At 63.4% G+C, this 14,208-nt stretch carries 16 protein-coding genes and 1 pseudogene; 8 read left to right on the top strand and 9 right to left on the bottom strand.

From position 1 onward, the window contains the following. Positions 1–366: an RNA-binding S4 domain-containing protein gene (locus AC5Y5C_RS10360; protein WP_499971510.1), complete on the bottom strand. Its 366-nt coding sequence runs from the start codon at positions 364–366 to the stop codon at positions 1–3. Positions 367–456: 90 nt separating this feature from the next. On the opposite strand from AC5Y5C_RS10360, the gene AC5Y5C_RS10365 reads away from it, so the two are divergent. Beyond that, positions 457–1,074 (top strand): hypothetical protein, encoded by a 618-nt coding sequence (locus AC5Y5C_RS10365; RefSeq protein ID WP_499971511.1) that lies wholly within the window; start codon positions 457–459, stop codon positions 1,072–1,074. A gap of 7 nt (positions 1,075–1,081) precedes the next feature. On the opposite strand, the gene AC5Y5C_RS10370 is transcribed toward AC5Y5C_RS10365, so the two are convergent. Together AC5Y5C_RS10370 and AC5Y5C_RS10375 are read right to left on the bottom strand one after the other, a co-directional pair. Further along, positions 1,082–1,888 carry an aminoglycoside 6-adenylyltransferase gene (locus AC5Y5C_RS10370; RefSeq protein WP_499971513.1) on the bottom strand — a complete coding sequence of 269 codons (807 nt, stop codon included), beginning with the start codon at positions 1,886–1,888 and terminating at the stop codon, positions 1,082–1,084. Between the two features lie 89 nt (positions 1,889–1,977). After that, positions 1,978–2,604: a TetR/AcrR family transcriptional regulator gene (locus AC5Y5C_RS10375; protein ID WP_499971514.1), complete on the bottom strand. Its 627-nt coding sequence runs from the start codon at positions 2,602–2,604 to the stop codon at positions 1,978–1,980. A 125-nt stretch (positions 2,605–2,729) separates the two neighbouring features. Between AC5Y5C_RS10375 and AC5Y5C_RS10380 the strand changes: the two genes are divergently transcribed. Together AC5Y5C_RS10380 and AC5Y5C_RS10385 are read left to right on the top strand one after the other, a co-directional pair. Beyond that, positions 2,730–3,959: an acyl-CoA dehydrogenase family protein gene (locus tag AC5Y5C_RS10380; RefSeq protein ID WP_499971515.1), complete on the top strand. Its 1,230-nt coding sequence runs from the start codon at positions 2,730–2,732 to the stop codon at positions 3,957–3,959. Between the two features lie 21 nt (positions 3,960–3,980). Next, positions 3,981–5,123, top strand: a complete 1,143-nt coding sequence (locus AC5Y5C_RS10385) for an acyl-CoA dehydrogenase family protein (RefSeq protein ID WP_499971516.1) — start codon at positions 3,981–3,983, stop codon at positions 5,121–5,123. Positions 5,124–5,125: 2 nt separating this feature from the next. Here AC5Y5C_RS10385 and AC5Y5C_RS10390 read toward each other — a convergent pair whose 3' ends face one another. The 4 genes and pseudogenes from AC5Y5C_RS10390 to AC5Y5C_RS10405 all read right to left on the bottom strand — a co-directional run. Next, positions 5,126–5,743 carry a DUF1345 domain-containing protein gene (locus tag AC5Y5C_RS10390; protein ID WP_499971517.1) on the bottom strand — a complete coding sequence of 206 codons (618 nt, stop codon included), beginning with the start codon at positions 5,741–5,743 and terminating at the stop codon, positions 5,126–5,128. Positions 5,744–5,911: 168 nt separating this feature from the next. Continuing rightward, positions 5,912–7,324, bottom strand: a complete 1,413-nt coding sequence (locus tag AC5Y5C_RS10395; protein ID WP_499971518.1) for an Hsp70 family protein — start codon at positions 7,322–7,324, stop codon at positions 5,912–5,914. 57 nt (positions 7,325–7,381) lie between these two features. After that, positions 7,382–8,383 carry an alpha/beta fold hydrolase gene (locus AC5Y5C_RS10400; RefSeq protein ID WP_499971520.1) on the bottom strand — a complete coding sequence of 334 codons (1,002 nt, stop codon included), beginning with the start codon at positions 8,381–8,383 and terminating at the stop codon, positions 7,382–7,384. A gap of 146 nt (positions 8,384–8,529) precedes the next feature. Next, positions 8,530–8,667, bottom strand: a pseudogene (locus AC5Y5C_RS10405) (SDR family NAD(P)-dependent oxidoreductase); the annotation flags it as partial. Here AC5Y5C_RS10405 and AC5Y5C_RS10410 point away from each other — a divergent pair. The 5 genes from AC5Y5C_RS10410 to AC5Y5C_RS10430 all read left to right on the top strand — a co-directional run bounded on the left by AC5Y5C_RS10410 (position 8,666) and on the right by AC5Y5C_RS10430 (position 12,134). Further along, a complete protein-coding gene (locus AC5Y5C_RS10410) occupies positions 8,666–9,295 on the top strand; it encodes a TetR/AcrR family transcriptional regulator (protein WP_499971521.1) in 630 nt (209 codons plus the stop codon). The pseudogene AC5Y5C_RS10405 and the gene AC5Y5C_RS10410 overlap by 2 nt on opposite strands. Before the next feature lie 36 nt (positions 9,296–9,331). Then, the gene (locus AC5Y5C_RS10415; protein ID WP_499971523.1) at positions 9,332–9,874 is read left to right on the top strand and encodes a hypothetical protein; all 543 of its coding nucleotides are present in this window, start codon (positions 9,332–9,334) and stop codon (positions 9,872–9,874) included. 35 nt (positions 9,875–9,909) lie between these two features. Further along, the gene (locus AC5Y5C_RS10420) at positions 9,910–10,137 is read left to right on the top strand and encodes a YdeI/OmpD-associated family protein (protein WP_170915083.1); all 228 of its coding nucleotides are present in this window, start codon (positions 9,910–9,912) and stop codon (positions 10,135–10,137) included. A 62-nt stretch (positions 10,138–10,199) separates the two neighbouring features. After that, complete coding sequence (locus AC5Y5C_RS10425; protein WP_499971525.1) at positions 10,200–11,225, top strand: DNA topoisomerase IB; 1,026 nt, start codon at positions 10,200–10,202, stop codon at positions 11,223–11,225. Positions 11,226–11,306: 81 nt separating this feature from the next. After that, positions 11,307–12,134, top strand: a complete 828-nt coding sequence (locus tag AC5Y5C_RS10430; RefSeq protein ID WP_499971526.1) for an SDR family oxidoreductase — start codon at positions 11,307–11,309, stop codon at positions 12,132–12,134. Here AC5Y5C_RS10430 and AC5Y5C_RS10435 read toward each other — a convergent pair. Both AC5Y5C_RS10435 and AC5Y5C_RS10440 read right to left on the bottom strand, forming a co-directional pair. Beyond that, complete coding sequence (locus AC5Y5C_RS10435; RefSeq protein ID WP_499971530.1) at positions 12,131–13,588, bottom strand: FAD-dependent oxidoreductase; 1,458 nt, start codon at positions 13,586–13,588, stop codon at positions 12,131–12,133. The two genes, AC5Y5C_RS10430 and AC5Y5C_RS10435, sit on opposite strands and share 4 nt — an antisense overlap. Before the next feature lie 28 nt (positions 13,589–13,616). Then, positions 13,617–14,183, bottom strand: coding sequence for a hemerythrin domain-containing protein (locus AC5Y5C_RS10440; RefSeq protein WP_499971533.1), 567 nt, complete (start codon positions 14,181–14,183; stop codon positions 13,617–13,619). Positions 14,184–14,208 lie beyond the last annotated feature (25 nt).

Raw genomic sequence — 14,208 nt, forward strand, 5'->3', positions numbered from 1 at the left:
TCATTCCCGGCCCGCACGCCACCTGTCCAACATTCGCCGATCCCGTTTGGTCGGCCGGCCCGCGCCGCGATCACGCACTGCCACCAGAACTTGAGGAACCTCGGACCGGGCGGGTGTTCGGTCGAGGTAGCAGGTCACGGCATCGGCGGCACCAACCCGTTTCTGGATCACCTTCACCACCTTCACGATTCGCGTCGTGCCACCCACCAATGCGCGAACCTCGTCACCGGGGGACACCGGCGTGGACGGCTTCGCCGGTCGGTCGTTGATCCGGACATGACCACCGCGGCACGCCGCAGCGGCGTCCGGTCGGGTCTTCGTCAGCCGCACTGCCCACAGCCACCGATCGACGCGGGACGACTCCATGCATCCATCATGCAGGGTCCACGCTCCGAGCTTTGAGTGCATCACCCGGCGTCGCGGGGGAGGAAGGCATTCCGGTGGACAATGTCGGGTATGAGCGAAAGACGGCCTGGCGCTATCCGGCGGCGCGTGGTTATTGCCGGCACCGCACTTCTTGTGCTGGCAGCCGCCGCGGTGGCAGCCGTCGCACCGGTCGACTGGGGCCGGTTGCCACTGGTGGGGGCAATGATCGATGAGCATGATCCGCTGTACGGTGCCCCGCGGCTAGATGCGGAGTTGTCCACCATGCGGCGCGAGCTCCCCGGGCGGGGATTGTTCCGGGTGATGATTTATCCGGCGCACATTTCGATAGAGGCTCAAGTCGGGGACACCCAGCAGCTCGATCAGCTCGATCAGCGGCGCGGAGAATTCCGGAGCTTCGGCCGTCAGACCGGGTATGCCTGGGCGCGGAAGCCATTTCGGGTAGAAGAGATTTCTGCACACCGCATCCGGCAGGCGGTGACCAATGCGCTGGCGCTCGGCAAGCCCGGCGATGTCGAGTTCGTATCGTACGAAACAGCCCGCGCACAAAGACCTTTGACGCTGACAGTGTGGTTGCGCCATGAGCCCCTCAGCACACTCGTGGATTTCGATCCGCACACGGGTGCCATCATCGGAGAGCAGTCCATAGAGACCGATGCCAACACCGTGCTCGGCGGGTGCTGGTGCTAGCAACCTCCTAGGTACGCAGCGCCAGGATCTGCTCAATCTCACGCCGCAGCCGTTCGTGGCGGAACGGTTCGAACCCAAGGGTGGCGCCGGTACGCTCCGATAGCCGCGCGAACAGATCTACCGTGCGCCGCAGCGCGTTGACGGTGTCCTCGGCATCGAAATGCGCCCAACAACCCTCGACCTCGTCGCGGATATCGGCATCCATCCAGCTGTTCATGCGGGTGCCCAGGTATCGAGTGTCATGGGTGGTGCCATACCGCACGCGGTGGTCCCACTCGATGATGCGCAGCAGCTCGTCCTTGAGATCCTGGTCGCGCAGCTTCGCTGACCAGAGCTCCTCGCGTACCACCGCTTTCGCGCACATCAGCGCCGCAGCGTAGCCCCAGTGCAGGCTTTCCTCGAACTCCTCTTCGTCGGGCAGCTCACCCTCCGGCGCGCTCACCGCGCCCGGGTCGGGCGCATGGCCGTCCTTGTCGACCAACACACGGAAGGGCCGATCGTGCTCCATCTCGGCGAGATCCTCGGCGGGAATCAGGGTGAAGTCGAGCTTGCCGCCGGCGTAGTAGATCAGGCGGGTCGGATACCCGGAGTCTTCGTCCTCCAGCCGCTCGACCACAAGAACCTCGCCCAGCGATGCCCACCATGCATCCTCGTCCGCCAGGTCATCGGGATCGGACGCGTAGAGCTCGATATCCCGATCCGACAGGGGCTGGGCGTCCCCGCTAGCCGCGGACCCGGTCACAATGACCGCCCGGACGGCATCCACCTCGATCGCCCACGCGACCAACTTCTCAAGCACCTCACCGTAATTCACACCCATATCCTTGGCTGCCCGACGTGATGTTCTCAAGGGTTTTTCCGCGTGTCGGTCAGGTGTTTCGGGGCGCGTCGGGCGTCTGATCCTCAGCGTTGCGTGGAGCGCTGCGGCCCGTGGGCCAGCAGCATGTCGACCAATTGATCGATGAGAGTCTCCTCGGTGGCCGAGACGTCCTCATTCAGCCATGCCGCGACGGCCTGTCCCACGCCACCCACGACGAAGTGGGCCAGCACCGGAAGAGTGCCGTCATCATCACGGCGAAACCAGTCGTGTAAGTGCTGGGCGAACAGCGACACAAACATCGCTGTGGCCTCAAACCTCTTGCGGACCAGAACCGGATTGACCTGCCGCGGGCTATAGAGCAACTGCCCGATGCGACGATCGGCATTGATGACGCGTACCACGCTGCCGATACCGGCCCTCACCTGCTGGCGCGGCGGCGCCGCCGCAACCTCAGCCTCGATGGTGGACGCGAGTCCCTCCACAGCCCAATCGAAGATCGCGACGGCGAATTCGTCCTTGTCGGCGAAGCTTTCGTAGAAATAGCGTTGCGCCAGACCGGAACGCTGACAGACGGTGCGCAGCGTGAGGTCACCCGGCCCGTCAGGGGCGCCGAGGATATCCAGGCCCACTTCCAGCAGCTGCTGCCGACGCCGGGCCAGGCGTTCGCCGGCGGGAAGACCGCTATATGGGCGGCCGGCTGGGGATGACACCCATCCAGTCTTACAGGAGCCGGTATTTGCCTGGGAACAGAACGGGCATTAATCTGAATGCACTTGCATCCAGATTAATCGGATTCAGCGCATTTCCCACCACAGCCTCGAACAACGGAGTGCACATGGACCTGGCCTTCTCGGCAGAGGAAGAACAATTCCGCTCGGAGGTCCGAGAGTTCCTGGAAAAGAACCTCACCGAGGATCTGCGCGCGGCAGGGCGCCTGCAAACCAGTGTGTACAGCGACCACGAGGCGAGCCTGCAATGGCAGGCCATCCTTCATGAGAGGGGATGGGCGGCACCGGCTTGGCCGATCAAACACGGCGGTCAGCCCTGGACCGTCGCACAGCACTACATCTTCGCGGTCGAATCGACCCTGGCCGGAGCACCAGCATTGTCGCCCATGGGAATCCGGATGGTTGCGCACGCAATCGTCAAGTTCGGTACGCAGGAACAAAAGGACTTCTTCCTGCCCGGCATTCTGACGGGGGAGGTCTTCTTTTGCCAGGGTTACAGTGAGCCCGAGTCCGGCTCGGACCTGGCGTCACTGCAGATGTCGGCGGTCTCCGACGGTGATGACTTGATCCTCAACGGCTCCAAGATCTGGACAACCCATGCACGCGAGGCGAATTGGATGTTCGCCCTCGTCCGTACCACCAAGGGCCCGAAGAAGCAGCTCGGTATCACCTTCCTCCTCATCGACTTCACTTCGCCCGGAATCGAGGTCAAGCCCCTGGTGATGAGCTCGGGCGAGGAGGTGCAGAACGTGGTGTTCTTCGATAACGTGCGAGTTCCCAAGACGAATGTCCTCGGTGAGATCGACGAGGGATGGACCGTCGCCAAGTACCTGCTCGAGTTCGAGCGCGGCGGTGGGGCAGTGGCTCCCATGCTGCAGGTGGGCCTTGACCAGCTGAGTGTGGCCGCCCAGTCGGTTCCCACCGGGAATGGCACCCTGGCAGACGATCCCCTGTTCAGTGCCAAACTCGCCGATCTTGCGATTCGTATCGACGTCCTGGAAGTTCTCGAGCACCGCGTGCTGGCGGTCGTCGCAGGGGGTGGTAATCCGGGCACGGCATCCTCGATGCTGAAGATTCTTGGAACCGAGCTTTCCCAGGACTTGACCACGCTCACGCTGGAGGCCGCGGGTCCGCGTGGTCGCGTGTATCAGCCCCATGCCACCAAGCCGGGCGGTCCGGTGGTCGAGTACACCCCGCCCGCCGACGGCTACCTCAGCGGTGAGCTGTGGCAGGCGGTAGCACCACTGCACTATTTCAACGACCGCGCGGGGTCAATCTATGCGGGTTCCAACGAGATTCAACGCAATATCCTCGCCAAGGCCCAACTCGGCCTCTGACAGACAAGAGCGAACATCACCATGGATTTCAGCCTCACCGACGAACAGCAGCTCCTGAAGAACTCCGTTTCGGATTTCCTGTCCAACCGTTACGCCCTGGATACCAGCAGACGTGCGGCACGTTCGGATGTCGGCTGGCAGCCGCAGGTGTGGAAGTCCTTCGCCGAGGAGCTCGGCATCCTCGCCGCGCCACTGCCTGAGGACCGTGGCGGTCTGGGGGGTGGCGCGGAAGAGGTGCTTGTCATCGCCGAAGTGCTCGGACAACACCTGGTCGTGGAGCCCTTCATCGGCACGGTGGTGCTCGGCGGCGGCCTGCTCCGGCGCTCGAGCGGCGACCTGGCCAGGGATCTCATTGGCGGTATTGCGGCCGGCGATGTGGTGACCGGATTCGCCGCTTTAGAACCAACTTCCGGGCAATCGTTTCATTCGGTGCAGACAACTGCCCGCCGCGAGGGGCAAGACTGGGTGCTCGACGGCGAGAAGATCGTGGTGAGCGACGCGCCGATCGCCAGCCATCTCCTCATCACCGCTCGTACCTCTGGCGATGATGCAGACACCGGGGGACTGACGCTATTCGCGATACCGTTCGATCCCGCGAGCCCACCCCAGGGAATCGCCGTACATCACTATCGGACAATCGACGATCACCATGCCAGCGACCTCGTGATGGCGGGTCTACGCGTACCGGATTCCGCACGAGTCTCGGAGGTGGACGAGGCCTGGCCGCTGATCGATGCGGCGCTCGACGAAGCCACGGCTGCCACCGTGGCCGAGGCGGTAGGAATGCTGCGCAAGGTACTTGCCGACACAGTCGAATACACCAAGCAACGTCGGCAGTTCGGCGTGGCGATCTCCAATTTCCAAGCGTTGCAGCACCGCATGGTGAACATGCATATTGAGGTCGAGCAGGCGGTCGCGGCCTCGTACTTGGCCTCTCTCAACCTCGATGGTCCGCGCCGCGCCCGTGCGGTATCGGCGGCCAAGGCAACGATCTCACGCGCCGCCCGTCTCGTAGGACAGGAGGCCGTCCAGCTGCACGGTGGCATGGGGATGACCGAGGAGCTGGCCATCGGGCATTATTTCAAGCGCCTCACCGTAATTGAGTCAGAGTTCGGCAGTCGCGACTTTCATACCGCACGGTATCAGCGTGCGCGCAGCGCCTAGGCCTAGCCGACGAGGTTGATAACCAGGTTGATCGTGCACGCGATGATCACGGTGCCATAGATGTAGCTGAAAAGGCAGTGCTTCAAGACCACGTCGCGGATATGTGACTCGGTGACTGCGGTGTCGGAGACCTGATAGGTCATGCCGAGGTTGAAGGAAAAGTAGTAGAAGTCGACGTAGCGAGGCGGGACTTCGGAGTTGAAGTCGATACCACCGGCGATGCCCTGGTAATAGATTCGCGCGTATCGGGCGGCGTAGATCGTGTGCAGCATCGCCCACACGGTCAGGATGGCTCCGATGCACAGCCCCGCGTAGACGCCCCTGTCCTCTTCATTGGCGGAGACCAGCAGTATCCCGATTGCGGACAGGCTGGCGACCAGGATCAGCAGCATCGCCAAGTCGCCGAGCTCGTCGTCCATGTCCTCGCTGCTCGCGCGGGCACGTGTTTGGCCGGAATCCATGGGCCACAACACAGTTAGCGCCCACCCGACGTTGACGGCAGCGGTCATGATCACCACCGCGAGCAACGCAACTTGCCAGCGCTGCAATAACACCCCTGTCAACGCCCCGGCCGTCACTCCCACCATGAGCGCTACCCAAAACCGTTTGGCGCCGGTCATGGCCGCTGTTCCAAGGACACCATCCCGATATCCAACAGTGCCGACACGAAAAAGGAAAGGCACACCGCACCTTCCATACTTGCTTTATCGCTCAGAATGGCTGGCTTAAAAGAGGATTCACACGATCGGAAACGCTGAATGCGTGTTTTGCGGCTCTCATTGGGGGCGCTAGGGATGCGGTGCGGTCGTCACTGTCGTCGTGGTTGATGTCCGATTGCTCGGCGATGGAGCGTCGTCGCGGTCCTGCCACGCGATGAATAGTGCCGTGAAGATGGCCCCCGAGAACACCGCTGCGGCAAGGAACCAGAGGAACGGCCGCTGGAACCAACGCATCCGGTCCGCGTCACGATAGTCGGCCGGCCCGGGCCGGAACGTCACCTCCGGCCGGGCATCGGTTGCCGGCGTCGAGTAGTCCTGGTACTCCTGCAGCTCCGGGGAGGTATCGACTTCTGACCAGGCCAAACCATCGGACTCGACGGTGTCTATGGGCTTGGATGCCGGGCTCTTGGCGGTCTCCTCACCCGTGGGCACCGGCCGCATCATGGTTGCTTCGAGCGACGGCGTTTCGTCCGGTTGACCAGCCATGACTGCAGCTCCGAACGCAGCCGCGAGCTGAGGCTGCGGTGCAGCGATGATCGGGCATCGCAATCGCTCGGAAAGCTGTTGGGTGACAAGCGGGATACCCGAACCACCACCGACAGTAAGGACAGCGCTGACGCTAGCGGCAGGAATGCTGTTACGTTCCAGCGTTTCTTGGACTCCGGTGATCAGCGCGGCAAGCGGTTCCCGTATCTGATCTTCCAATTCGCTGCGCGTAAGCCGGACGTCGGCGGTGAGGCCGGGCAGCTCGACCGGAACCACGGTCGTGACGTCGGACGAAAGGTGTTCCTTGGCCGCGCGGCAGCGCTCTCGTAGGCGCGTCAGTGCACCCAGCGAGGCCGTTCCATCCGGATCCTGACTGAGGCCCGCAAGAACCTGCGTCAAGAGTTCCTGGTCAATGCGCTGCCCGGAGAAGTCGCGATGACGAACAGTCTCGCCGATGAGCTCGAAATTGCTTGCGGCGTCGGCAAGCGTGATGCCGGTACCAGTTCCACCGAAATCGCAGACAACGACGACACCGCGATCCGGGATGCGGTCACGCACGCATTCCAACGCGGCGCGTGCGTCGGGGACCAGCTTCATCGCGTTACCGCCCGGAGCCAGGGCGGGCACCTTGTCGATGGCTGCGCGCAAAGCAGCGATGGAGCGAGCACTCCAATGGGCCGGAATTGCGGCCGCGAGCGCCGGGGGAGTGTCGAATTTCGCCACCACGGCCGCGTCCGCGATCATGACCCGGATGGCTTCGGCCATGACCCAATCGGCGCTGTGCAGGGATCCGTCGGCTCCGACGATTCCGACGGGGTCCCCGATCCGATCCACGAATCCAGTGAGGGCCAGCCCAGGCTCCTTCGGGATACCGACCTCCGAGGGCCGGTCCTCGTGGAGGGTGAGCATCGAGGTCCGCACGACGGGAACACCGTCAGCGGTGCCGTCGGTGGCGACCAGCTGTGTAGCCCCGATCGACATTCCGAGTGAGTTCATTCCCTACCTGTTCGCCTGTTCCCTTGCGATTCTAGGCGGGCGGCTTCGGGGAGAGTCCTAAAGGGCGTGTGCATCGATGATCGCGGAGGCGAACTCATGGGGCGCTTCTTGCGGGACGTTGTGACCGATTCCGTCGAGTATCCGATGGGTGTACTTGCCGGTGAACATCTTCCGGTAGGTGGCCCCGTCCTTAGCCGGCCCGTCGAAATCGCTGCCGATCGTGATGGCCGGAACGCCGATGGTCGGCTTGGCCGCCAATGTGGCCTCGATGGCGTCGTAGCGCGGCTCGCCCTTGGCGAGCCCGAGCCGCCACCGGTAGTTGTGAATCACGATGTCGACATGGTCGGGGTTGCCGAAGGCCGCGGCCGAACGGTCATAGGTGGTGTCATCGAAGTGCCACGTTGGAGAGGCGTTGTGCCAGATGAGCTTGTTGAAGTCGCGGGTGTTCTGCCGGTAACCGCGCAGACCACGGTCGGTGGAGAAGTAGTACTGGTACCACCAGCCCAGCTCCGCCTGCGGGGACAGTGGCTGCTGGTTGGCGTCCAGATTCACAATGATGTAACCGCTGACCGCCACAAGCGCTTTCACCCGCTCGGGCCAGATGGCGGCGACGATATCGGCGTTGCGGGCTCCCCAGTCGAATCCACCGAGGATCGCCGACGGAATCTTCAGCGCGTCCATGAGGTCGATCACATCGGTGGCGAGCGCTGCCTGTTGACCATTGCGGAAGGTGCCGTCGGACCTGAACCGGGTACTGCCGTATCCCCGCAGATATGGCACCACAACCCGAAAACCCTTGGCGGTCAGCAGCGGGACCACGTCGAGATAACTGTGAATGTCATAGGGCCAGCCGTGCAGCAGGATCACCGGTGGTCCGTCGGAAGGCCCTTCGTCGACGTATCCGACGTTGAGCACGCCCGCGTCGATCTGTTTGAGCGGCGGGAACTGTGTGCGCGGTCGCGTCGTGTCGACGCTGGCACCGTTCGAGCATGCCCCGAGGGTGGTTGCGCCGACCGCGGCGGCGAGCGCCACCTTGGAAAATCCACGTCTGCTGATCATGTCAGGGGAACCGATTCCGTGAGAGGTCCGTTGGCGTCGCCCCAGGTGACGACGCCGTGGGACTCTACCGCTGCGGGGTAGCCATCGGGGGGAGCTTCGTCTTGATACACCCGGCCCCTTCAGACGGCGGCCCAGCCGCCGTCGACACGAGATTGACTGCGGCCGCTCACGACGACAAAAGCCCCCTCTGCCGCGAGTTCCTTGGCAACGGCAACCCCGAGACCGCCTGTGGAACCGGTAACCAAAGCCGAACGGCCGGAAAGTCGCGTACCTTTTTGCTTCATGGGTACGGATGCTCCGCTGCTCGAATTGGACCCACAAGTCCAGAATCTGACGGTAAAGGGCCGGGCCACCCGCCAGCGGATCGTCGAAGGCGCCGCAGCCGAAATACGCAGCGTCGGTGTCGCGATAGTCACGCTCGACGACGTCATGGCACGCACCCAGACTTCGAAGAGTCAGCTGTTCCACTATTTTCCCGGCGGCAAGGATCAGCTACTGCTCGCTGTGGCCGCGTTCGAGTCCCAGTCCGTCCTCGACGATCAGCAGCCCTACCTCGGCGAGCTCACTTCCTGGGCAGCGTGGCAACGCTGGCGCGACGCCGTAGTGGACCGTTACCGCAGGCAAGGCGCCAGCTGCCCCATCGCGGTCCTCATGTCCGAGATCGGACGGACCACTCCTGGTACCCGGACTCTGACGGCGCGGCTCATCGCCACATGGCATCAGGCGATCAGCGCGGGTATCCGGTCAATGCAGCTACAGGGCGAGATTGCCGCGGCCATCGACGCCGACAGGGATGCTGCCGCCTTGTTGGCCGCTATCCAGGGCGGCGTCGGCATCATGCTCGCCACCGGTGATCTGTCCTATCTGGAGGCCGCGCTCGATCAAGGCATCGCTGCGTTGCACCGGCAGTGACCAGCGGCTGCTGATCGTCTATGCGACGATGGCTCGATGGACGCAGCCAAGCTGTTCGTCGCTGGCGTGATCGTCGCCGGTGCCGCGCTATCCCTGTCGACTCCCGCCGGAGCGGAGCCTGTGCCGCCGGGGCCCCCGCCCGGACCGTCGGTCCCGGATGCAGCGGCCCCGCCGACCGCACCTGTCGGCCCGGCACCCCTGCCGCCTGCTCAGCCCTCGGTTCCTGAGGTCGCCAACCCCTCGTACGGCTCGGGGTCCGGAGGCCCGTTGGGGACCATCCGCGACCTGTACCACCAGGCCAAAGACGGGCCGATGGACACACCGGAAGGTGTCGCCGGACGACCGGCCGGTGCGGGGCCCGCGCCGCAGCTGCCCCCGGGGTATATCTCGACCAATGCCCCGGAGTCCTCCAACCCGGGGCGCATACGCGATCCCTACGCGCCGGCACCTTCGGCACCGCCGCTGCCGCCGGGGTACGCCCCGTTGACGGGTCCTCCGCCGCCCGGCTATGAGCCAACCGGTCCGGCTCCGACCGGCCCTGCTCCGGACGGCGCTGCGCCGAGCAGTCCAGCGCCGTGAGCAGCCCGAAGATAGCCGGGGGCGTGGTACACACGCTGCCTGCCGATCTACGCACGGCACTGATCGAGAACCCCACGGCCTTGGCCCTGTGGCAGGACATCACGCCGTTAGGGCGCAACGAATTCATCTGCTGGGTCGAGGACGCGAAGCAAGAGGCCACTCGGGAGCGCCGTATTCGCCGGACCCAAGAGGAGCTCGAAGAGGGCAAGCGCCGCCCCTGCTGCTGGCCTGGCTGTAAGCACCGTGAGCGCACCGGCAAGTAGCCGCTCGGTGTAAAGCTACCCCGCAGCGGGTAATGCCCTACCCGACTCGTTGGGAGGGTGTCATGCGTTTACGCCGAAGTGTGCCCGACGGACCGGGAATCTCCCGACGGCGATGCGGCAAGGGGTTCGCGTACTACACCGCCGACGGGGACCTGTTGGCCGATGAGAGGGCACTGCGCCGGATCGGTTCACTCGTCATTCCACCTGCATGGAAGCAGGTGTGGATCAGCCCGCATACCAATGGTCATATCCAGGCGATGGGCCGAGACGCTGCGGGACGACGGCAGTACCTGTACCACGAGGCCTGGCAACACGAGCGCGCCGAGGAGAAGTTCGACAGGGTGCTGGATCTTTCGCGCCGCCTGCCTGATCTGCGCGCACAGGTCGATGAAGATCTCGATATGCGGGGTGCCGCACGGCGACGAGTCCTCGCGTTAGGCCTGCGACTGCTGGATCACGGCCATTTTCGCTCCGGCGGTGACGAATACGCGGATGACAACGATTCCTACGGTGTGGCGACACTACTTCCCGAACATGTACTGGTGCGCGGGACGATGGCAATTTTCGACTATCCGGCCAAAAGTGGTGTCCAGCAACATTTCGAGATCGCTGACGAAAAGGCAGCGCGGGCAATCCGCGCACTGCTGCGCGTCAACGACGGGTCACATCGACTCTTGCAGTACCACAATGGTTCTGGATATTCAGAGGTCCACTCCGGTGACCTGAACGACCATTTCAGGAGTTTGGTAGGAGACGAGTTCAGCGTCAAAGATCTACGCACGTGGCATGCGACGGTGCGGGCGGCCGTCGGATTCTCGGAGGCACCGCCCGCCACCACCCGAAGACAGTCCACAAAAGCGATATCCCAGGTAATGAAAGAAGTTGGTACGGAACTAGGCAACACCGCAGCAGTGGCTCGCGAGTCTTACGTGGACCCCAGAGTTGTACTGAGCTACAAGCACGGTCGGACGATCGCGGCGGCGGTGCGACGGGCGGAACATCGGGCAGCACATAGGGAAACCGACGCAGCCGAGGCCATTCTGGACAAGGCTACGTACCAACTGATCCGCCGCGCGGAAAAGTTGTGAGAGACAGCGAGGAATGCGGGTTTTCGGCACCAGGAAACGGGTAGTAGCCCGTCATGTTGAACTCGATGGAACTTTGCGGCAATGACTGAATACCCGGGGCATACCGAGGACATGGCCCGTCCACCCGCCGATGAGATGAGCCGGTACCGGGGAAGGGAGCTGTTGACCGGGCTGCGGGCATTGATCACCGGCGGCGACTCGGGGATCGGCCGAGCGGTCGCCCTGGCCTTTGCGAAAGAGGGCGCCGACGTGGCCGTGTCGTATCTGTCCGAACACGAAGATGCCGCCTATACGGCCGCACTGGCCGAGCGAACGGGCCGCGCCGCAGTATGCCTGCCGGGCGATCTCGCAGACCCCCAGCACTGCCGAAACATCGTGGCGCAGAGCGCTGAACAACTGGGTGGACTCGATATTCTCGTCAACAACGCCGCATATCAGTCCCCGGCGAATAGCCTCACCGAGATAACCGACGAACAGTGGCGGCACACCTTCGCGGTGAATATCGACAGCTTCTTTCACGTCACCAAGGCGGCCCTGAACTTCCTGCCGGACGGTTCCTCCATCATCAACACAGCCTCCGTCAATGGCTTACGGGGAAACAAGACTCTGATTGACTATTCGGCGACCAAAGGTGCGGTCATCGCGTTCACCTACGCTCTCGCACAATCACTTCAGAAGCGCAGGATCCGAGTTAATTGCGTCGCCCCGGGGCCGGTGTGGACCCCCTTGATTCCAGCGACATTCCCGCCCGAGAAACGGCGGTCGTTCGGCAGTGATACCCCTATGGGGCGACCGGCAGAACCCGACGAGATCGCGCCGTCGTTTGTGTTCTTCGCCGCCAACCAGCTCTCCTCGTACTACACCGGGGAAGTGCTCGCGCCGCTCGGTGGGGAGACCCTTCCGGGTTAGATCGGCCGGGAAGGGCAATCGAGCCCCTCCGTCGCCGGACCCCATAGGACAGAACCGTTCGAGTCGAAGCACGAGCCATGCAAGGGGCACTCCCAGACGCTCTCCGCTTCGTTCCAGGTTGTGATGCCGCCCAAATGAGTGCAGACCGGCGCATGCCGGCGGCGAGACCCCGGAATGGCCTTCCCCAGAATGGCCTGCGCCCAGCCTGTCGCGGATTCCCGCGCCACCCGGCCGCCGAGCCGCAACGCTGCCGGTATGGCGCGCAGGTCATGGATGCTCCAACTGGCAAATGCGTGTGCCCAGTCCATTCGCCCGCCGAGCATCTGTGAGGAAAGCGCCAGCGATGCGGCAACGCCGTTGGTGATGCCCCATTTGTCGTAACCAGTGGCAAGGTAGATCCGCCGGCCCCCCGGCAGCAGTGGCCCCGCGTACGGGAGACCGCTGATCGTTGCATAGTCCTGGGCGGCCCAGCTATGCGTCCGGGCAGCACCGGGATAGTAGGTGTCCACCCAATCCGCTAGCTCGTGTAACGCGTCTGCCGCCTTTTCCGGATTCCCCACCGGGTGGCCCGCACCGCCCACGATGAGTTGTTCACCCGTCGAGAACGGCGCATAGCGTATGGATCGCGATGGTGCGTCGACCGATAGGTACATCGACCGGGTCAGAGAACCCGGAACGTCGAACGACATGCAGTACGACCGGTGGGCGGACAACCTGGCAAAAAATCCACCGCGGTCCAGAATCGGCGCGCCGGTGGCAAGCACGCAGCGTTGCGCACTTACTGTGAATTGTCCTGTGCTCTGACCATTTACATAACTACCACTGATCGAAAGCGGTTTACCAGCCGAAACCGACCGCACCCGCGCCCCGCTGAAGAAATGTGATCCGTGCTGCGAGAGCTCGGCGACCAAATTTTGTATCAGGAGCGCCGGGTCGATCTGCGCTTGGTCGGGAAGGCAGACACCACCACGGAAAGGGAATGGGCAGTCAGCGGTTTCTTCCCACCGCACAGGCAGCCCGGCTTGCAAGCACGCATTCCATTCGCCGCGCGCCGTGTCGACCCCGTCACGCGTCTGCGCATAGCTGTACGCGTCATGGACCTGTGTTGGCACACCGTGTTCGTCGCAATACCTCAGCAACCAGTCGCGCCCCTCGGAGTTTCCTGCGGTGTAGGCGCGCGCAACGGCCTGACCGTGTCGTTGGGTAATGCGGGACAGCTTGGTGCCTTGCAAAGCACTGATCTTTCCCGTGGAGTTGCCCGTCGCTCCCGCTCCAGCACTCCGGGCTTCTAACACGATCACCTCAAGCCCCGCGCGTGCCAGGAGAAGTGCCGTCGTGAGGCCAGTGATACCCGCGCCGACCACCGCGACGTCGAACTTATGTGCGGTGTCCATGGCCGCCAGTGATGTTTGCGACGTCAAGCCCGAACTGCCCTCAAGCCAAATTGAATTCACACCGTGGACGTACCCCGGTTACTACTGATCAAACCGCCATCAAAATATCCCTGACCCTGTGGGCGATTTCGGCGAAAGGACCGAGCGCGGGGCCCGCGATCGTGGATTCGGCGCGTGGCCGTTCCGGCGGGGGAGCGACCCATTCGGACATCCCGACGGTAAGACCTATTCTGCGTCCCTCTTCGGGCGCGAGTTCTCCTGAGAGCAAAGGAAATTCCTGTTCCTCTTCGAGTCTGCAGTGTTCTAGCATCGCCGATCGCACCGCGGCGAGCCCAACGACGAATTCCGGACTTCCGAGCGTCATTGACTCCAACTGCTCGAGCTCACGATTCAGCGCCAGCTCCTCGGCTAAACGTGTGTTGGCGATGGCCCGTCCCGTATCGGAGAGACTCCGGATCCGTGGGTGAACGATCACCTCTTCGGCGGTTTCGTGCACTGCGATGAGCCCACGTAGACGGCCGAAACTCTCTGGGTCGATGCCCTTTTCAGGCGACAGTGCAGAGTCGAACAAATCACGAATCGTGACATGCTGATCCTCGAGAAACTCCACCAGGTCGTCGGCTGCTGCAAGCCTCGCAGTGGGAATACCTTTCACGGCGATCAACCTCCTGTCGGAATAC

It is taken from the genome of Mycobacterium sp. NGS15, assembly GCF_059813245.1.

What these genes read in the sequence shown, in the direction of transcription:
- AC5Y5C_RS10360 (WP_499971510.1), bottom strand. Translation starts at nt 366, where the DNA reads ATGGAGTCGTCCCGCGTCGATCGGTGGCTGTGGGCAGTGCGGCTGACG.
- AC5Y5C_RS10365 (WP_499971511.1), top strand. Translation starts at nt 457, where the DNA reads ATGAGCGAAAGACGGCCTGGCGCTATCCGGCGGCGCGTGGTTATTGCC.
- AC5Y5C_RS10380 (WP_499971515.1), top strand. Translation starts at nt 2,730, where the DNA reads ATGGACCTGGCCTTCTCGGCAGAGGAAGAACAATTCCGCTCGGAGGTC.
- AC5Y5C_RS10385 (WP_499971516.1), top strand. Translation starts at nt 3,981, where the DNA reads ATGGATTTCAGCCTCACCGACGAACAGCAGCTCCTGAAGAACTCCGTT.
- AC5Y5C_RS10390 (WP_499971517.1), bottom strand. Translation starts at nt 5,743, where the DNA reads ATGACCGGCGCCAAACGGTTTTGGGTAGCGCTCATGGTGGGAGTGACG.
- AC5Y5C_RS10395 (WP_499971518.1), bottom strand. Translation starts at nt 7,324, where the DNA reads ATGAACTCACTCGGAATGTCGATCGGGGCTACACAGCTGGTCGCCACC.
- AC5Y5C_RS10400 (WP_499971520.1), bottom strand. Translation starts at nt 8,383, where the DNA reads ATGATCAGCAGACGTGGATTTTCCAAGGTGGCGCTCGCCGCCGCGGTC.
- AC5Y5C_RS10410 (WP_499971521.1), top strand. Translation starts at nt 8,666, where the DNA reads ATGGGTACGGATGCTCCGCTGCTCGAATTGGACCCACAAGTCCAGAAT.
- AC5Y5C_RS10415 (WP_499971523.1), top strand. Translation starts at nt 9,332, where the DNA reads ATGGACGCAGCCAAGCTGTTCGTCGCTGGCGTGATCGTCGCCGGTGCC.
- AC5Y5C_RS10425 (WP_499971525.1), top strand. Translation starts at nt 10,200, where the DNA reads ATGCGTTTACGCCGAAGTGTGCCCGACGGACCGGGAATCTCCCGACGG.
- AC5Y5C_RS10430 (WP_499971526.1), top strand. Translation starts at nt 11,307, where the DNA reads ATGACTGAATACCCGGGGCATACCGAGGACATGGCCCGTCCACCCGCC.